We start from the raw sequence: 14,305 nt of genomic DNA on the forward strand, positions 1-14,305 counted from the left end.
GCACCCCACTCGGGCACGGTCGCGGCGACGGGGCGGGCAAGGCTCTCGCAGAGGTCGAACCGGCGCGGCGCGCGGCCGATGGCGCCGTCGGCCACGAGGCAGCCGAGAATGCGGCTCGCGTCGCCGAGGTCGCTTCGTAGCGGCAGGAGCACCATCAGGCCCGTGAGCGGGGGCTTTCCGAAGCCGCCCTCGCCGGCAAGCGTCAGGTCCGCCGTGCATGGCCCCGCGAAGACGCTTTCGAGAAGGAAGCCGACATCCTGCCGCGCGGCCGGCGTGAAGAGGGTCGTGAAGGGCATCCCGCGCACCTCCATCCCCATCAGGTCGTTGAGATGCATCCCGGCGAGGCGGAACCGCGCGACACGCGGCGCGATCCGTTCCAGCACGAAGGCACGGTCGAGCGACCGCTCGATCCCGCGCGGATCGACCTCCGACCGGTAGGGTGCGGCGCGGCCGCCGCGCAGCGCCTCCCAATAGGCCCGGACCTCGGCAATCGCCGCGGGCCCCGTCGCCCCGCGATGCCCGCCGAGGGAAACGACCTTGCCGTGGTGTCCGTCGAACTCGTCCATGTCACACCTGCCGTGCTTGATCCCTTGCCGGCCGCCCCGCGCGTTGTCGTCACGTTCAGGTCCTGTTAACCCTAGGGCCGCAATGCTTACTGAAACGTAAATACACCAGCGGCCGTCAGGCCCGGAGGGAAAAACTCTTAAATGGTAAACGCTTCGCTCGTCTCCATGACGGGGTTCGCCACCCGTCGCGGCAGCGCGCCCGGCTTCGACTGGACCTGGGAGATTCGCTCCGTCAACGGCAAGGGCCTCGATGTCAGGCTGCGGCTGCCCGACTGGATCGACGGGCTGGAACCGGCGGTCCGCGCCGCCGTGGCGAAGGTCGCGGAACGCGGAAACATCACGCTCGGCCTCAGGCTCGCGCGGGGCGCGGGCGGCGAAGTGCTGAAGGTGAACGCCGGCGGGCTCGACGCCGCCCTCTCGGCGCTCGCGGTGGTGCGGGCGCGGGCCGAGGCGGCGGGGTTGCCGCTGGCGGAGACCTCGGCGGCCGCGATCCTTTCCTTGCGCGGTGTTACCGAGGCGGGGGGCGAGGCCGAGGACACTGCGCCGCTCCTTGCCGCGCTGCTCGCCGATCTCGACCCGCTCCTCGCCGATTTTGCGGCGATGCGGCGGGCCGAGGGCAGTGCGCTCGCGGGGGTGATCGCGCGACAGACCGACCGCATCGCCGCGCTTGCCGCAGAGGCCGCCACCGCCGCCGAGGCGCGCCGCCCCGAGATGGCGCGCAGCCTGAGCGAGGCGCTCGCCCGCGTGATGGCCAGCGCGGCGGAGGCTGATCCGGCCCGCGTGGCGCAGGAACTCGCCCTTCTCGCCGTCAAGGCCGACGTGACCGAGGAACTCGACCGGCTGGAGGCCCATGTCGGCGCGGCGCGCAAGCTCCTGGCGGCGGGCGGCGCGGTGGGCCGCAAGTTCGACTTCCTGATGCAGGAATTCATGCGCGAGGCGAACACGCTCTGCTCCAAGTCCGGCAATGCCGGGCTGACGCGGATCGGGCTCGACCTGAAGCACGTGATCGACCAGATGCGCGAGCAGGTTCAGAACGTGGAATGATGATGAAACGCAAGGGTTTGCTGATCATTCTTTCGTCGCCGTCGGGGGCAGGGAAATCGACGCTGGCCAAGCGGCTGATGGCCTGGGACCCGACCCTGCGGTTCTCGGTATCGGCCACGACGCGCGCGGCCCGACCGGGCGAGGTCGACGGCAGGGAGTACTACTTCCGCTCCCGCCAGGACTTCCTTGCGATGGTGGCGGCGGGTGAGATGCTGGAACATGCCGAGGTCTTCGGAAATCTCTACGGCTCGCCCCGGGCGCCTGTGGAACAGGCGATGGCCGAGGGGCGCGACACGCTCTTCGACATCGACTGGCAGGGCGGCCAGCAGATCCGCAATTCGGTGCTGGGCAAGGACGTGGTCTCGATCTTCGTGCTGCCGCCCTCGATCGCGGAACTGGAGCGGCGCCTCAGGTCGCGGGGGCAGGACAGCGACACGGTGATCGCCGGCCGCATGGCGAAATCGGAAGCCGAGATCAGCCATTGGGCGGAATACGACTATGTCTTGGTAAACGACGATCTGGATACGGCCGAGGCGAACCTGCGGACGATCCTTCTGGCCGAACGGTTGCGCCGCGACCGGCAGCCGTGGCTCACCGACTTCGTCCGTGGCCTCAACCGGGAGTTTGATGCAAGATGATCTGGGAACTCGATGGAATCACACCGGAAATCGGAGATGACGCCTGGATCGCTCCGGATGCCAACGTGATCGGCAAGGTGGTACTCGGGGCGGGCGCGAACGTCTGGTTCGGGGCCACGCTCAGGGGCGACAACGAGGAAATCCGCGTCGGCCGCGGCACCAACATCCAGGAAAACACCGTCTGCCACACCGACATGGGCTTTCCGCTGGCGATCGGTGCCGACTGCACCATCGGCCACAAGGCGATGCTGCACGGCTGCACCATCGGCGACGGCACGCTGATCGGCATGGGGGCCACCGTGCTGAACGGCGCGCGGATCGGCAGGGGCTGCCTGATCGGGGCCGGGGCGCTCATCACCGAGGGCAAGGATATACCCGACGGCAGCCTCGTCATGGGCGCGCCGGGAAAGGTCGTGCGCCTGCTCGACGGCGCCGCGCAGGCGCGGCTCCTGGCCTCTGCCGCGCACTACCGCGAGAATGCCGCCCGCTTCGCCCGCGGTCTCAGGCCGGCCAAGGACCGACCCTAACCCTTCTCGCTGCCCGGCAGCAGCACGAGATCGAAGGAGAGCCCGGCCACGTGGCCCCGAACCTCGGCCCGCACGGCCTCGGGGCGGGGCAGCGGCATGGTGAGGGCAAGAAGCCGGCCACCGAAGCCTGATGCGGCCAGAAGCTCGGCAAGATCGAGCACGTCGAAATCCGGCCCGAAGAGCGGCGCGACGACGATGTCCGGCGCCACCTGCGCCAGAAACGCGGCGGTGACCTGCTGGAACCGGGCGAAGACGCAGGCCAAGGGCGGCGTCCGCATCAGCGGATCGAGCTGTCCCGCGGCCAGATCGACCGCGAGCACCCGGCTGCCCGATGCGTCGAATGCGGCCTGCGGCATGTCCGGGGACGACCCCGACTTCGGCCCCGCGGCGTCCGGATCGTCACCCTGCACTGCCTGTCCCCAACACATCGCGTCTGTCCGGTCGCGGGCGCCCGGGTCGCATGGCTCGACCTTGGCGGGAAGCCGCTGATCCGCGTTCTGCCAAAACGTGTATCAGCCCGCGCGCGGCGCGCCAAGGGTGCGCCGGGTTGATCCGCCGGCAATTTGCCCCGACACAGGGGGAGGCAAATCGCGGGGGGACCGGAATGCAGGCAACGGAGATTCGCGAAGTCCTCCAGGCGGTTCCAGTGGCCATGCTTCTCGTCGGGCCGGGCCAGCGCGTGCTGGCGGCGAATCACGCAGCCTCCGTCCTCTTCGGCCTTGCGCTCGAAGGGCGGACCTGCAGCACCTTCCTGCGCCACCCGGACTTCCTCGACGGGCTCGAGGCCTGCCTTGGCGAAGGGCGTCGCGGCACCGCCCGGATCGTCCTGACCGGGACATCGAGCGAGACGCATCTCGCGCTCGGCTTCACGCCGATCCTGGCAGAGGAGGGGCGCTGCGCGCTCGTCGCCTTCGACGACCTTTCGGCACTCGAACACGCGGTGGCGATGCGGCGCGATTTCGTGGCCAACGTCAGCCACGAACTCAGGACCCCGCTGACGGCCCTCGTGGGCTTCATCGAGACGCTGCGCGGCGCGGCCCGGGACGACCCCGCCGCGCGGGACCGCTTCCTCGGCATCATGGAACGCGAGGCGGGGCGGATGATCCGGCTCGTCAGCGACCTTCTGTCGCTGAGCCGGGTGGAGGCCGAGGAGCGGCGCCGCCCGGACGAGCAGGTGGACGTCATCGGCATCCTGCGCACGACGCTTGCGAGCCATCGCGATCAGGCCCGGGTGGCCGGGGTGGACCTGGTGCTCGACACCGAGCGCGAGGCGGTGACGGTGCGCGCTGACGCGGATCAACTTGCGCAGGTCTTCCACAACCTCGTCGAGAACGCGATCAAGTATGGCGCCAGCGGCCAGATCGTGACGGTCCGGGTGCGCCGGCTCGACCGGGAACCGGTGCTGCGCAGCCCGGCGCTCCAGATCGAGGTCATCGACCAGGGTGAGGGCATCGACGCGCTGCACCTGCCGCGCCTGACGGAGCGATTCTACCGGGTCGACAGCGACCGTTCGAGGCAGAAGGGCGGCACCGGCCTCGGCCTCGCCATCGTGAAGCACATCGTCAACCGCCATCGCGGCCGGTTCAGGATCGAGAGCGAGGTCGGAAAAGGCAGCCGTTTCATCGTGGTCCTTCCAGCCGACTGACGCGGCGCAGGTCGTGGCAGGCCGGGCGGTGTCATGAAAGCGTTACATGCCTGTCACAAAAGGATAGCTGCGCGCGCCTAGAGCGTCGGGTGAGGTCGCCGTCGGGTGGCGGCCGCAAACGACTTGCAGGAGAATGCAATGAACACCGCGAAACTCACCGTCTCGGCGCTGGCGATGGCCGCTGCTGCCTCGGCCGCGGACGCGCGCGACCAGATCCAGATCGCCGGGTCGTCGACCGTGCTTCCCTACGCCACCATCGTCGCCGAAGCCTTCGGCGAGAATTTCGACTTCCCGACCCCGGTCGTGGAGGGCGGCGGCTCGGGCGCCGGGCGCAAGAAGATGTGCGAAGGCGTGGGCGAGAACACGATCGACATCGCGAACTCCTCCAGCCGCATCAAGCAGTCGGACATCGACACCTGCAACGCCAACGGCGTGACCGAGATCATCGAGGTCCGCATCGGCTATGACGGCATCGTCTTCGCCTCGGATGTGAACGGGCCCGAGTTCGCCTTCACCCCGGCGGACTGGTACAACGCGCTCGCCGCCGAGGTCGTGAAGGATGGCGCGCTCGTCGCCAACCCGAACAGGACCTGGGCCGACGTGAACGCCGCGCTGCCCGCACAGGACATCCTCGCCTTCATCCCCGGGACCAAGCACGGTACCCGGGAGGTCTTCGACGTGAAGGTGCTGGAGGAGGGCTGCAAGGCCTCCGGCGCGGAAGAAGCGCTCGTCGCCGCAAAGGGAGAAGAGGACGGCAAGAAGGCCTGTCTCGCGCTGCGCACCGACGGCCTGTCGGTGGACATCGACGGCGACTACACCGAGACGCTGGCGCGGATCGCGGCCAACGCGAACGCCGTCGGCGTCTTCGGGCTCTCGTTCTACCAGAACAACACCGACAAGCTGCGCGTGGCCACGATGGGCGGCGTCGTGCCCTCGGTCGAGACCATTGCCTCGGGCGACTACCCCGTGTCGCGCCCGCTCTACTTCTATGTGAAGAAGGCGCATCTCGGCGTGATCCCCGGCCTGCAGGAGTACATCGATTTCTTCGTCTCCGACGACATGGCCGGCCCGGACGGCCCGCTCGCGGACTACGGCCTCGTGTCCGACCCGGAGCTTGCCGCGACGCAGGCCGCCGTCGCCGCTGGGACCGCGATGGGCCCGCTGGAGTGATCTTGCGAAAACGGGTGGTGCCCTTCCGGGCGCCCCCGGTCCACCGACTGCTGCCTGAACTCTTTCGTGGCTGGGGGCCATGACCAACGGAATCCTCGTCCTGATCGTGATGGCGCTTGCCGCCGCCGCCCATGTCCTCGCCCGCCGGCGGTCGCTTGCCGTCGTCGCGGGCGACATCAAGAAACTTCATTCGTTGCCGGCCCACCATGGCCAGACCGGGTTCCTCTTCACCGCCGTTCCGGCGCTGCTGCTGATGGCGCTCTGGCTTGTCGTGCAGCCCTTTGTGATCGACGCGCGGGTGGGCGGGATGATCGCCGACAGCGACGTGCCCGCAGGCTCGACACACGAGCTTGTCATGGCGGACGTGCGGCGCATCAGCGACGGGCTCGATACCGTCGTGGCGCTCGGCGGGTCCGGCGAAGAGGAGGCCCTCGCCTCAATGCGCGCGGATTCGTCCGCAGTCCGCGCCCGTCTTGCCAAGGCCGGGGTCGCACTGGGCGACAATGTCGGCGACGCAGCATTCACCGCCGCCGCGGCGCACCGTGCCCTGGTGCATTCCGGCCGCAACGCCATGACGGCGGCCGTGCTCGCGCTGGCCGTCGCCGGGCTCGGCTTCGGCCTGTCGCGCGTCCGGCCCGACTTCCGCGCCCGCATTGCCTCAGAAAGATTCGTCACCGGACTGCTGATCGCCTCCTCGCTCATCGCGATCCTGACAACGCTCGGCATCGTCGCCTCGCTCCTTTTCGAGACGCTGCACTTCTTCCGGCTCTATCCGGCCTCGGATTTCTTCTTCTCGACGGTCTGGAACCCGCAGTTCCGCGGCGGCTCCGACCTCGGCATCTGGCCCTTGCTCTGGGGCACGATCTACGTATCGCTGATCGCGCTTGTCGTCGCCGTGCCGGTCGGGCTCATGTCGGCGATCTATCTGTCGGAATATGCCTCGGCGCGGATGCGCGCCTGGGTCAAGCCCGCGATCGAGATCCTCGCCGGAATCCCCACGATCGTCTATGGCCTCTTCGCGCTGATCACCGTGGGCCCGATCCTCCGCGACTACTTCGCCCAGCCCTTCGGCCTCGGCTCCTCCTCCTCATCGGTGATGACCGCAGGCATCGTCATGGGGATCATGGTCATCCCCTTCGTCTCCTCGCTTTCCGACGACATCATCAACGCCGTGCCGCAGTCCCTGCGCGACGGGTCGCTCGCCCTGGGCGCGACGCCCTCCGAAACGGTGCGCCAGGTGGTCTTTCCGGCGGCGCTGCCGGGGATCGTCGGCGCCATCCTCCTCGCGGCCTCGCGCGCCATCGGCGAGACGATGATCGTGGTCATGGGCGCGGGCGCGGCGGCGAAACTGTCGCTGAACCCGTTCGAGGCGATGACGACGGTGACGGTCAAGATCGTGAGCCAGCTGACCGGCGACACGGAGTTCGCCAGCCCGGAGACGCTCGTCGCCTTCGCGCTCGGCCTGACGCTCTTCGTCATGACGCTCGCGCTCAACATCCTCGCGCTCTACATCGTGCGCAAGTACCGGGAGCAGTACGAATGACCGATGCGACGGTTTCCCTCCCGCGCCCGGTGCCGCAGGGCGGATCGCTCTTCACGCTCGACGGGCGGGTGAAGCGGCGCAATGCCGCCGAGGCGCGGTTCCGGGCCTACGGGATGACCGCCATCGTCCTCGCGCTGATGGCGCTCGTCTGGCTCCTCTACTCGATCTTCGCCGCGGGGCTGCCGGCCTTCCAACAGACCTTCGTCACGATGCCGGTGATGCTCGATCCCGCCGTTCTCGACAAGAACGGCAACCGTGATCCGGCCGATCTGGCAAAGGTGACGACCGTCGGCTACTCGAAGGTCCTCGCCGCGAGCTTCGTTGCCGCGGCCGAGGCCGCCGGGGTCGACACCGGCGATCTCAAGCCGAAGGACATCGCCGGGCTCCTCTCCGAGGAATCGGCCGCGACGCTGCGCACCCAAGTGCTCGCCGATCCCGCGCTGATCGGCCAGACCATCGAGTTCACCGCCCTCGCCGGGGGCCGGATCGACGGCTACTACAAGGGCCGCGTCACGATGGCGAGCGCCAAGGTCGATTCCAACGTGAAGCCCGAGCAGCTGGTGCTTGCCGATGCGCTGAAGGCAAAGGGGATGCTGGTGCAGTCCTTCAACGCGGGCTTCCTCACCATGCCGGACGCCTCCGACAAGCGGCCCGAGGCCGCCGGCCTCGGCGTCGCCATCGTCGGGTCGTTCTACATGATGATCGTCGTCCTCGTCCTGTCGCTGCCGATCGGCGTCGCCGCCTCGATCTACCTCGAGGAGTTCGCGCCGAAGAACCGGCTGACCGACATCATCGAGGTCAACATCGCCAACCTCGCGGCCGTGCCCTCGATCGTCTTCGGCATCCTCGGGCTTGCGGTCTTCATCAACTTCGGCGGCCTGCCGCAGTCGGCCCCGATCGTCGGCGGCCTCGTGCTGACGCTGATAACGCTGCCGCGGATCATCATCCCGACGCGCGCCGCGCTGAACGCGGTGCCGCCGTCGATCCGCGACGCGGCCCTCGGCGTCGGCGCTTCGAAGCTGCAGTCGGTCTTCCACCAAGTCCTGCCGCTCGCCATGCCCGGCATCCTCACCGGCACGATCATCGGCCTGGCCCAGGCGCTCGGCGAAACCGCGCCGCTCCTTCTCATCGGCATGGTGGCCTTCGTGCGCGACTTCCCCGGCGCGCTTCCCGGCGGCCTCTTCGACCCGGCGGCGGCGCTTCCGGTGCAGATCTACAACTGGACGCAACGCGGCGACCCCGGCTTCGTCGAACGGGCCTCGGGCGCGATCATCGTGCTGCTCGGCTTCCTTCTCATCATGAACGCGGTGGCGATCTTCCTGCGCCGCAAGTTCGAGCGGCGCTGGTAGGGACCGGCCAACATGGCGGAGACAAGACCCATGGACGACATGCGACTGGCCGACAGCGCGGTGAAAGCCGCCGAGACCAAGATCGCCGCGCGCAAGGTGCAGGTCTTTTACGGCGACAGCCACGCGATCAAGGACGTGGACATCGACATCGCCGACCGCACCGTGACCGCCTTCATCGGCCCGTCGGGCTGCGGCAAGTCCACCTTCCTGCGCTGCCTCAACCGGATGAACGACACCATTCCGGCCTGCCGCGTGGAGGGCGACATCCTTCTCGACGGCGAGGACATCTACGACAAGCGGGTGGACCCGGTGCAGCTTCGCGCCCGCGTCGGCATGGTGTTCCAGAAGCCGAACCCGTTCCCGAAGTCGATCTACGAGAACGTGGCCTACGGCCCGAAGATCCACGGGCTGGCCCGCAACAAGGCCGAGCTCGACGAGATCGTCGAAAGCTCGCTGAGGCGGGCCGCGCTCTGGAACGAGGCGAAGGACCGGCTTTCCGCGCCGGGCACCGGCCTCTCGGGCGGCCAGCAGCAGCGCCTTTGCATCGCGCGGGCCATCGCGACCTCGCCCGAGGTGCTGCTGATGGACGAACCCTGTTCCGCGCTCGACCCGATCGCCACCGCCCAGGTGGAAGAGCTGATCGACGAGCTTCGCGCGCAGTTCTCGGTGGTGATCGTGACCCACTCGATGCAACAGGCTGCGCGGGTGAGCCAGCGGACGGCGTTCTTCCATCTCGGCAACCTCGTCGAGTACGGTGAGACCGGCCAGATATTCACCAATCCGCGCGATCCGCGCACCGAAAGCTACATCACCGGCCGGATCGGCTGAGGGAGACACCGACATGGAAAGCCAGCATATCATGCGAGCGTTCGACCGTGATCTCGAAGGGATCCAGGCGATGGTGATGCGCATGGGCGGGATGGTCGAGGCGGCCATTCTCGAAGCCGGCCAGGCGCTCGAGGCCCGCGACGACGAACTCGCCGAGAAGGTGCGGATGGGCGACAAGGCGATCGACGCGCTCGAGGAGAAGATCGGCGAGGAGGCATCGCGGCTGATCGCGCTGCGCGCGCCCACCGCCGGCGACCTGCGCATCGTCCTTTCGGTCATGAAGATCGCCGCGAGCCTTGAACGGGTCGGCGACTATGCGAAGAACATGGCGAAGCGCGCCAACGTTCTCGGCCAGATGACTGCCATTCCGGGTGCCGGCGGATCGCTGCGGCGCATGTCCAAGACTGTCGTGCAGATGCTGTCGGACGCGCTCGACGCCTACAACACCCGCGATGCGGCGCTGGCCGAGGACGTGCGCAACCGCGACCGCGAGGTGGACCAGATGTACAACGCGCTCTTCCGCGAATTCCTCACCCACATGATGGAAGACCCGCGCAACATCACCGCCTGCATGCACCTGCATTTCATCGCCAAGAACATCGAACGCATGGGCGACCACGCAACGACGATCGCCGAACAGGTGATCTATCTCGTGACCGGCGTGATGCCCGAGGAGAACCGGCCAAAGGCGGAAACCGTGACCGCCATCGGGGTCGGGGGAAAATGACATGCCGGCGCCGACCGTCCTGATCGTCGAGGATGAACCCGCCCAGCGCGAGGTCCTGGCCTACAACCTGGAGGCCGAGGGCTACCGCGTGGCGCAGGCCGACAACGGCGAGGAAGCGCTCCTGATCGTTTCGGAAGGGGCCCCAGATCTCATCGTGCTCGACTGGATGCTGCCCAATGTCTCGGGCATCGAGGTCTGCCGCCGGCTGAAGTCCCGCCCCGAGACGCGCGCCGTCCCGATCATCATGCTCTCGGCCCGTTCGGAAGAGGTGGACCTCGTCCGCGGGCTGGAGACGGGGGCGGACGACTACATGGTCAAGCCCTATTCGGTGGTGGAACTGATGGCCCGGGTGCGCACTCAGTTGCGCCGGTCGCGCCCCTCGGCCCTGGGCGAGACGCTGGAATACGAGGACATCACGCTCGACCCCGAGACCCACCGGGTGCACCGGAGCGGCCAGCTGCTGAAGCTCGGGCCGACCGAGTTCCGGCTGCTGACGACGCTTATGGAGAAACCCGGGCGGGTCTGGAGCCGGGAACAACTGCTCGATCGTGTCTGGGGCCGCGACATCTACGTCGACACGCGCACGGTCGACGTGCATGTCGGGCGGCTCAGGAAGGCGCTCTGCGCCCATGGCGGCGAGGATCCGGTGCGCACGGTGCGCGGCGCGGGCTACGCGCTCGGCTGACCGGCGGTCGTGACGACGCTCATTCGTCGTCGCCGTAACGCGCGTCGTCGTCGAGTTCCTCCTCGCCCTCGGGAAGGAACTTGCCGGAGAGGCGGATCGAGTGGTCGTCGTGGCGCGGGTCCATCACCACGTCCGACGGAAGCTCACCGGCGAGCCAGTCGCGGATCTCCTCGCGCGCGTCCGCGGCTTCCTGGCCGGTCAGCTCGGCGACGTAGGCGATGAAGGCACGCTGGTCGCCGTCGATCTCCTCGAGCTCGGCCTCGTCGGCGTCGGGCCATTTGTCGAGGATCGCCTCGAAGAAGGCGGGCCAGTTCTCCTGGACGTGGTGCCATTTCATGGGCAGTCTCTGCGGATTGGTGGTCGTCTGTCCCAATGTGCACACGAAGGGACGGACGCGAAAGGGGGCGGTTCGGCAAAATCGTCGCGGCACAGCCGCGGGGGTCGGCGGGGCGGGGCCGATTTTCGCCGGCCGCCGGCCCGGCAGGGGCCGAGGATGAGGTCAGAACCAGCTCTGTACGGTGCGGGCGCCGGCCGACACGTCGTCGCCGACCCCGGCGACGGTGTTGCAGGCGGCGAGCGTGGCAAGCGCGGCGATCAGGATCAGTTTCTTCATGCTTTCAGTCCTCGTACCACCAGACTTCAGGCTGGAAGCCCGGCCAGTCCCCGTATAGCGGAATCGTTTCGGGGTAGTGAAGATGGGAGGAATGGGCGACCCGCGAGACCTTCGAGTACCAGACCGGGATGACATAGCGGCCCGCCGTGAGAATCCGGTCGAGCGCCTGGGTCGAGGCGATCAGTTCATCGTAGTCATGTGCCCCGACGAGGTTCCGGACCATCGCGTCCGCTGCAGGCACGGCCATGCCCATCCAGTTGCGGGTGCCCGGCTCGGTCACGCCGGCAGAACCCCAGTAGAGCGTCTGCTCGTTTCCGGGGGAGAGCGAGAAGCTGCGGCTGTACCAGGCCATGTCGAAGGCATAGTTGTTCGTCCGCTCCTTGTACTGCGCGCTGTCGACGACGGTGACGCGCGGCGTGATGCCGATGGTCTTCAGCGCCTCGGCATAGATGTCGACGACGGTTTGCGCCTCCGCCGCGCCGGACGCGAGCACGATCTCGAAATCGAAGGGCTTGCCCTCGGCGGTCCTCAGGGCGCCCTCCTGCACCGTCCAGCCGGCCTTCTCGAAGAGATTCAGCGCCTGGCGGAGGTTCTTGCGGTCGATCGCCTTCGCGGCATCGCCCACGGGCAGGTCGTAGCCCTCGATCGTTCCGGGCGGCAGGTCGGCGACGAAGGGTGCCAGAAGCTCCGCAACGCGTCCGGTTGCGGCGCCGTGGTCCATGCCGAGGACCGAGTTCGAGAAGTAGGAGGTGATCCGCGGCTCGGTGCCGAGGTTGATCGTCTGGTTGATGAACTCGAAGTTGAAGGCGAGGATCATCGCCTCGCGCACGCGCCAGTCGGCAAAGATCCGGTTGCGGGTGTTCATCACCAGGCCGGTGATGCCCGAGGGGCGCCGGTTCGGGATCTCGGCCTTCACCACCTCGCCCGAGGCGAGCGCGGCGAAGTCGTACTGGGTCTGCCACTTCGCGGCGCTCGACTCGCGCAGGCTGGTGATCTCGCCCGCGGTGAAGGCCTGGAAGATCACGCCCGCGTCGGCGAAATAGTCATAGCGGATCTCGTCGAGGTTGTGCTGGCCGCGGTTGAACGGCAGGTCGCGGCCCCAGTAGTCGGGATTGCGCCGGAAGGTGATCTGACGCCCGGGCTCGAACCCCGCCACGACATAGGGGCCCGATCCCACCGGCGGTTCCAGCGTCGTCGCGGCGAAGTCCTTGCCCTCCCACTGCGCCTTCTTGAGGATGGGGCGCATCCCCATGAGCAGCGCGAGTTCCCGGTCCGGGGCGCTGAAGGTGAAGCGGACGGAGCGGGGGCCGGTCTGCTCCATCTTCGCCACCTTGCTCCAGGCGGTCTGGTAGCGCGGATGGCCCTGCGTCCCGAGCGTCTCGTAGCTCCACATCACGTCCTCGACGGTGACCGGGTTGCCATCCGAGAATCGCGCCTCGGGCCTCAGCACGAACTCGACCCAGGTCCGGTCGGCGTCGGTCTCGACCGATTCGGCGAGAAGTCCGTAGAGCGTGAACGGCTCGTCGATGGAGCGGCCCATCAGCGTCTCGACCGTGTGCAGGCCGAGGCCCCAGGGGGCGTTTCCCTTGAGGATATAGGGGTTGAGGGAATCGAAGCCGCCGGCCTCGGCGAAGACGATCCGGCCACCCTTCGGAGCATCCGGGTTGACATAGGGAAGCGACACAAAATCGGGTGGGAGAGCAGGGCGGCCATACATAGCTATGCCGTGCTGCGGCTCGGCCCCCGCGGCGCCGGCGACCAGGAGCGCGATGGCCAGGGCCGCGGCGCGGCGCACCCGCATGAAAATCTCCGGTCGCATTTTCGCAACAATCCCTTCCCGCCGTGTTTCACTGGCCCGACGCTATCCCCGCATCCCTGCCTTTTCAAACTTTTAGCTTGGCCGTCAGCGAAGGACCGCGTATAAAGTCATCACTGCTCGATAGGTTTCTTGCCTGTATGAAACCTGCCTCAATGACTTGACGCCCGCCTCGTGCGGGCGTTTTTTTTCGGCCTTCACGGAATCCCGCAAGCAACCGCCGCCGGTCGAATCGCTCGCGCCGCAAATCCCGTCGCGATCCCGGAACGATAGCGTGAATGCGGTGGATTTTGCGCCCGCGGCGTCTATGTTTGCTGCAATGCAATATCACAGGAGGCGCAGATGTCACTTTCCGGCAAGACGGCAATCGTGACCGGTTCCAATTCCGGCATCGGCCTCGGCACCGCGCGCGAACTGGCCCGGGCGGGCGCGAACGTCATCCTCAACTCCTTCACCGACCGCGACGAGGACCACGCGCTTGCCGCCGGCATGGCGAAGGAGTTCGGCGTGGCGGTCCGCTACATCCAGGCCGACATGTCGAAGGGCGAGGAATGCCGGGCACTGGTCGAGAGGGCGGGCGGCTGCGACATCCTTGTCAACAACGCGGGGATCCAGTTCGTCGCGCCCGTCGAGGAGTTCCCGGTCGAGAAGTGGAATGCCATCCTCGCGATCAACCTCTCCTCCGCCTTCCACACGATCGCGGCGGCCCTGCCGGGGATGCGCGCGAAGGGCTGGGGGCGCATCGTCAACATCGCCTCGGCGCACGGCCTGACCGCCTCGCCCTTCAAGTCGGCCTATGTCGCGGCCAAGCACGGGATCGTCGGGCTGACCAAGACCGTCGCGCTTGAGGCGGCGGGCAAGGGCGTGACCTGCAACGCGATCTGCCCGGGCTATGTGCTGACGCCCCTGGTGGAGGCGCAGATCCCCGAGCAGATGAAGGTCCACAACATGGACCGCGAGCAGGTGATCCGCGAGGTGATGCTGGAGCGCCAGCCCTCGCGGCAGTTCGCCACGGTGGAGGAGATCGGCGGGACGACGGTCTTCCTCTGCTCGGCGGCCGCGGCGCAGATCACCGGGACGACGATCTCGGTCGACGGCGGCTGGACCGCCCTCTGACGCGCGCGGGGGCGCCGCCCCCGCGCCCCCGAGGTACT

16 protein-coding genes are annotated in these 14,305 nt (G+C 68.0%); 11 read left to right on the forward strand and 5 right to left on the reverse strand.

The features are described 5' to 3' along the window. Positions 1-566: PAS domain-containing protein (locus tag F9K34_RS06435; RefSeq protein ID WP_291336084.1), on the reverse strand; the 566-nt coding region annotated here is incomplete at its 3' end. A gap of 141 nt (positions 567-707) precedes the next feature. Here F9K34_RS06435 and F9K34_RS06440 point away from each other — a divergent pair. Genes F9K34_RS06440 through F9K34_RS06450 form a run of 3 tightly spaced genes read left to right on the forward strand, consistent with a single transcriptional unit; the run spans position 708 to position 2,775 of the window. Then, a complete protein-coding gene (locus F9K34_RS06440; protein ID WP_291336085.1) occupies positions 708-1,610 on the forward strand; it encodes a YicC/YloC family endoribonuclease in 903 nt (300 codons plus the stop codon). 2 nt (positions 1,611-1,612) lie between these two features. After that, on the forward strand, positions 1,613-2,248 hold the full coding sequence (gmk, locus tag F9K34_RS06445) for a guanylate kinase (protein ID WP_291336112.1): 636 nt from the start codon (positions 1,613-1,615) through the stop codon (positions 2,246-2,248). After that, entirely contained in the window at positions 2,245-2,775 is a 531-nt protein-coding gene (locus F9K34_RS06450; RefSeq protein WP_291336086.1) for a gamma carbonic anhydrase family protein, read from the forward strand. The genes gmk and F9K34_RS06450 overlap by 4 nt, the downstream gene beginning before the upstream one ends. Here F9K34_RS06450 and F9K34_RS06455 read toward each other — a convergent pair. After that, positions 2,772-3,131: a hypothetical protein gene (locus F9K34_RS06455; RefSeq protein WP_291336087.1), complete on the reverse strand. Its 360-nt coding sequence runs from the start codon at positions 3,129-3,131 to the stop codon at positions 2,772-2,774. The genes F9K34_RS06450 and F9K34_RS06455 overlap by 4 nt on opposite strands. A gap of 248 nt (positions 3,132-3,379) precedes the next feature. On the opposite strand from F9K34_RS06455, the gene F9K34_RS06460 reads away from it, so the two are divergent. The 7 genes from F9K34_RS06460 (at position 3,380) to phoB (ending at position 10,722) form a co-directional block, all read left to right on the forward strand. Beyond that, positions 3,380-4,420: an ATP-binding protein gene (locus F9K34_RS06460; RefSeq protein WP_291336088.1), complete on the forward strand. Its 1,041-nt coding sequence runs from the start codon at positions 3,380-3,382 to the stop codon at positions 4,418-4,420. 138 nt (positions 4,421-4,558) lie between these two features. After that, entirely contained in the window at positions 4,559-5,590 is a 1,032-nt protein-coding gene (locus tag F9K34_RS06465) for a substrate-binding domain-containing protein (RefSeq protein WP_291336089.1), read from the forward strand. A gap of 79 nt (positions 5,591-5,669) precedes the next feature. Next, positions 5,670-7,133 (forward strand): phosphate ABC transporter permease subunit PstC, encoded by a 1,464-nt coding sequence (gene pstC, locus F9K34_RS06470; protein WP_291336090.1) that lies wholly within the window; start codon positions 5,670-5,672, stop codon positions 7,131-7,133. Next, positions 7,130-8,482, forward strand: a complete 1,353-nt coding sequence (gene pstA, locus F9K34_RS06475; RefSeq protein WP_291336091.1) for a phosphate ABC transporter permease PstA — start codon at positions 7,130-7,132, stop codon at positions 8,480-8,482. The genes pstC and pstA overlap by 4 nt, the downstream gene beginning before the upstream one ends. Before the next feature lie 30 nt (positions 8,483-8,512). After that, positions 8,513-9,310, forward strand: coding sequence for a phosphate ABC transporter ATP-binding protein PstB (pstB, locus tag F9K34_RS06480; RefSeq protein WP_291336092.1), 798 nt, complete (start codon positions 8,513-8,515; stop codon positions 9,308-9,310). A gap of 13 nt (positions 9,311-9,323) precedes the next feature. Next, complete coding sequence (gene phoU, locus F9K34_RS06485; RefSeq protein WP_291336093.1) at positions 9,324-10,037, forward strand: phosphate signaling complex protein PhoU; 714 nt, start codon at positions 9,324-9,326, stop codon at positions 10,035-10,037. Position 10,038: 1 nt separating this feature from the next. Next, complete coding sequence (gene phoB, locus F9K34_RS06490; protein WP_291336094.1) at positions 10,039-10,722, forward strand: phosphate regulon transcriptional regulator PhoB; 684 nt, start codon at positions 10,039-10,041, stop codon at positions 10,720-10,722. A gap of 19 nt (positions 10,723-10,741) precedes the next feature. Here phoB and F9K34_RS06495 read toward each other — a convergent pair whose 3' ends face one another. The 3 genes from F9K34_RS06495 to F9K34_RS06505 form a co-directional block, all read right to left on the reverse strand. Then, positions 10,742-11,059 (reverse strand): hypothetical protein, encoded by a 318-nt coding sequence (locus tag F9K34_RS06495; protein WP_291336095.1) that lies wholly within the window; start codon positions 11,057-11,059, stop codon positions 10,742-10,744. A gap of 162 nt (positions 11,060-11,221) precedes the next feature. Further along, positions 11,222-11,335: an entericidin EcnA/B family protein gene (locus F9K34_RS06500; RefSeq protein WP_291336096.1), complete on the reverse strand. Its 114-nt coding sequence runs from the start codon at positions 11,333-11,335 to the stop codon at positions 11,222-11,224. 4 nt (positions 11,336-11,339) lie between these two features. After that, positions 11,340-13,154 carry an extracellular solute-binding protein gene (locus F9K34_RS06505; protein WP_436405717.1) on the reverse strand — a complete coding sequence of 605 codons (1,815 nt, stop codon included), beginning with the start codon at positions 13,152-13,154 and terminating at the stop codon, positions 11,340-11,342. Between the two features lie 339 nt (positions 13,155-13,493). On the opposite strand from F9K34_RS06505, the gene F9K34_RS06510 reads away from it, so the two are divergent. Beyond that, positions 13,494-14,267, forward strand: a complete 774-nt coding sequence (locus F9K34_RS06510) for a 3-hydroxybutyrate dehydrogenase (protein WP_291336098.1) — start codon at positions 13,494-13,496, stop codon at positions 14,265-14,267. Positions 14,268-14,305 lie beyond the last annotated feature (38 nt).

It is taken from the genome of Albidovulum sp. (assembly GCF_008933605.1).
Taxonomy (GTDB): domain Bacteria; phylum Pseudomonadota; class Alphaproteobacteria; order Rhodobacterales; family Rhodobacteraceae; genus Albidovulum.

What these genes read in the sequence shown, in the direction of transcription:
- F9K34_RS06440 (WP_291336085.1), top strand. Translation starts at nt 708, where the DNA reads ATGGTAAACGCTTCGCTCGTCTCCATGACGGGGTTCGCCACCCGTCGC.
- gmk (WP_291336112.1), top strand. Translation starts at nt 1,613, where the DNA reads ATGAAACGCAAGGGTTTGCTGATCATTCTTTCGTCGCCGTCGGGGGCA.
- F9K34_RS06450 (WP_291336086.1), top strand. Translation starts at nt 2,245, where the DNA reads ATGATCTGGGAACTCGATGGAATCACACCGGAAATCGGAGATGACGCC.
- F9K34_RS06455 (WP_291336087.1), bottom strand. Translation starts at nt 3,131, where the DNA reads ATGCCGCAGGCCGCATTCGACGCATCGGGCAGCCGGGTGCTCGCGGTC.
- F9K34_RS06460 (WP_291336088.1), top strand. Translation starts at nt 3,380, where the DNA reads ATGCAGGCAACGGAGATTCGCGAAGTCCTCCAGGCGGTTCCAGTGGCC.
- F9K34_RS06465 (WP_291336089.1), top strand. Translation starts at nt 4,559, where the DNA reads ATGAACACCGCGAAACTCACCGTCTCGGCGCTGGCGATGGCCGCTGCT.
- pstC (WP_291336090.1), top strand. Translation starts at nt 5,670, where the DNA reads ATGACCAACGGAATCCTCGTCCTGATCGTGATGGCGCTTGCCGCCGCC.
- pstA (WP_291336091.1), top strand. Translation starts at nt 7,130, where the DNA reads ATGACCGATGCGACGGTTTCCCTCCCGCGCCCGGTGCCGCAGGGCGGA.
- pstB (WP_291336092.1), top strand. Translation starts at nt 8,513, where the DNA reads ATGGACGACATGCGACTGGCCGACAGCGCGGTGAAAGCCGCCGAGACC.
- phoU (WP_291336093.1), top strand. Translation starts at nt 9,324, where the DNA reads ATGGAAAGCCAGCATATCATGCGAGCGTTCGACCGTGATCTCGAAGGG.
- phoB (WP_291336094.1), top strand. Translation starts at nt 10,039, where the DNA reads ATGCCGGCGCCGACCGTCCTGATCGTCGAGGATGAACCCGCCCAGCGC.
- F9K34_RS06495 (WP_291336095.1), bottom strand. Translation starts at nt 11,059, where the DNA reads ATGAAATGGCACCACGTCCAGGAGAACTGGCCCGCCTTCTTCGAGGCG.
- F9K34_RS06500 (WP_291336096.1), bottom strand. Translation starts at nt 11,335, where the DNA reads ATGAAGAAACTGATCCTGATCGCCGCGCTTGCCACGCTCGCCGCCTGC.
- F9K34_RS06505 (WP_436405717.1), bottom strand. Translation starts at nt 13,154, where the DNA reads ATGCGACCGGAGATTTTCATGCGGGTGCGCCGCGCCGCGGCCCTGGCC.
- F9K34_RS06510 (WP_291336098.1), top strand. Translation starts at nt 13,494, where the DNA reads ATGTCACTTTCCGGCAAGACGGCAATCGTGACCGGTTCCAATTCCGGC.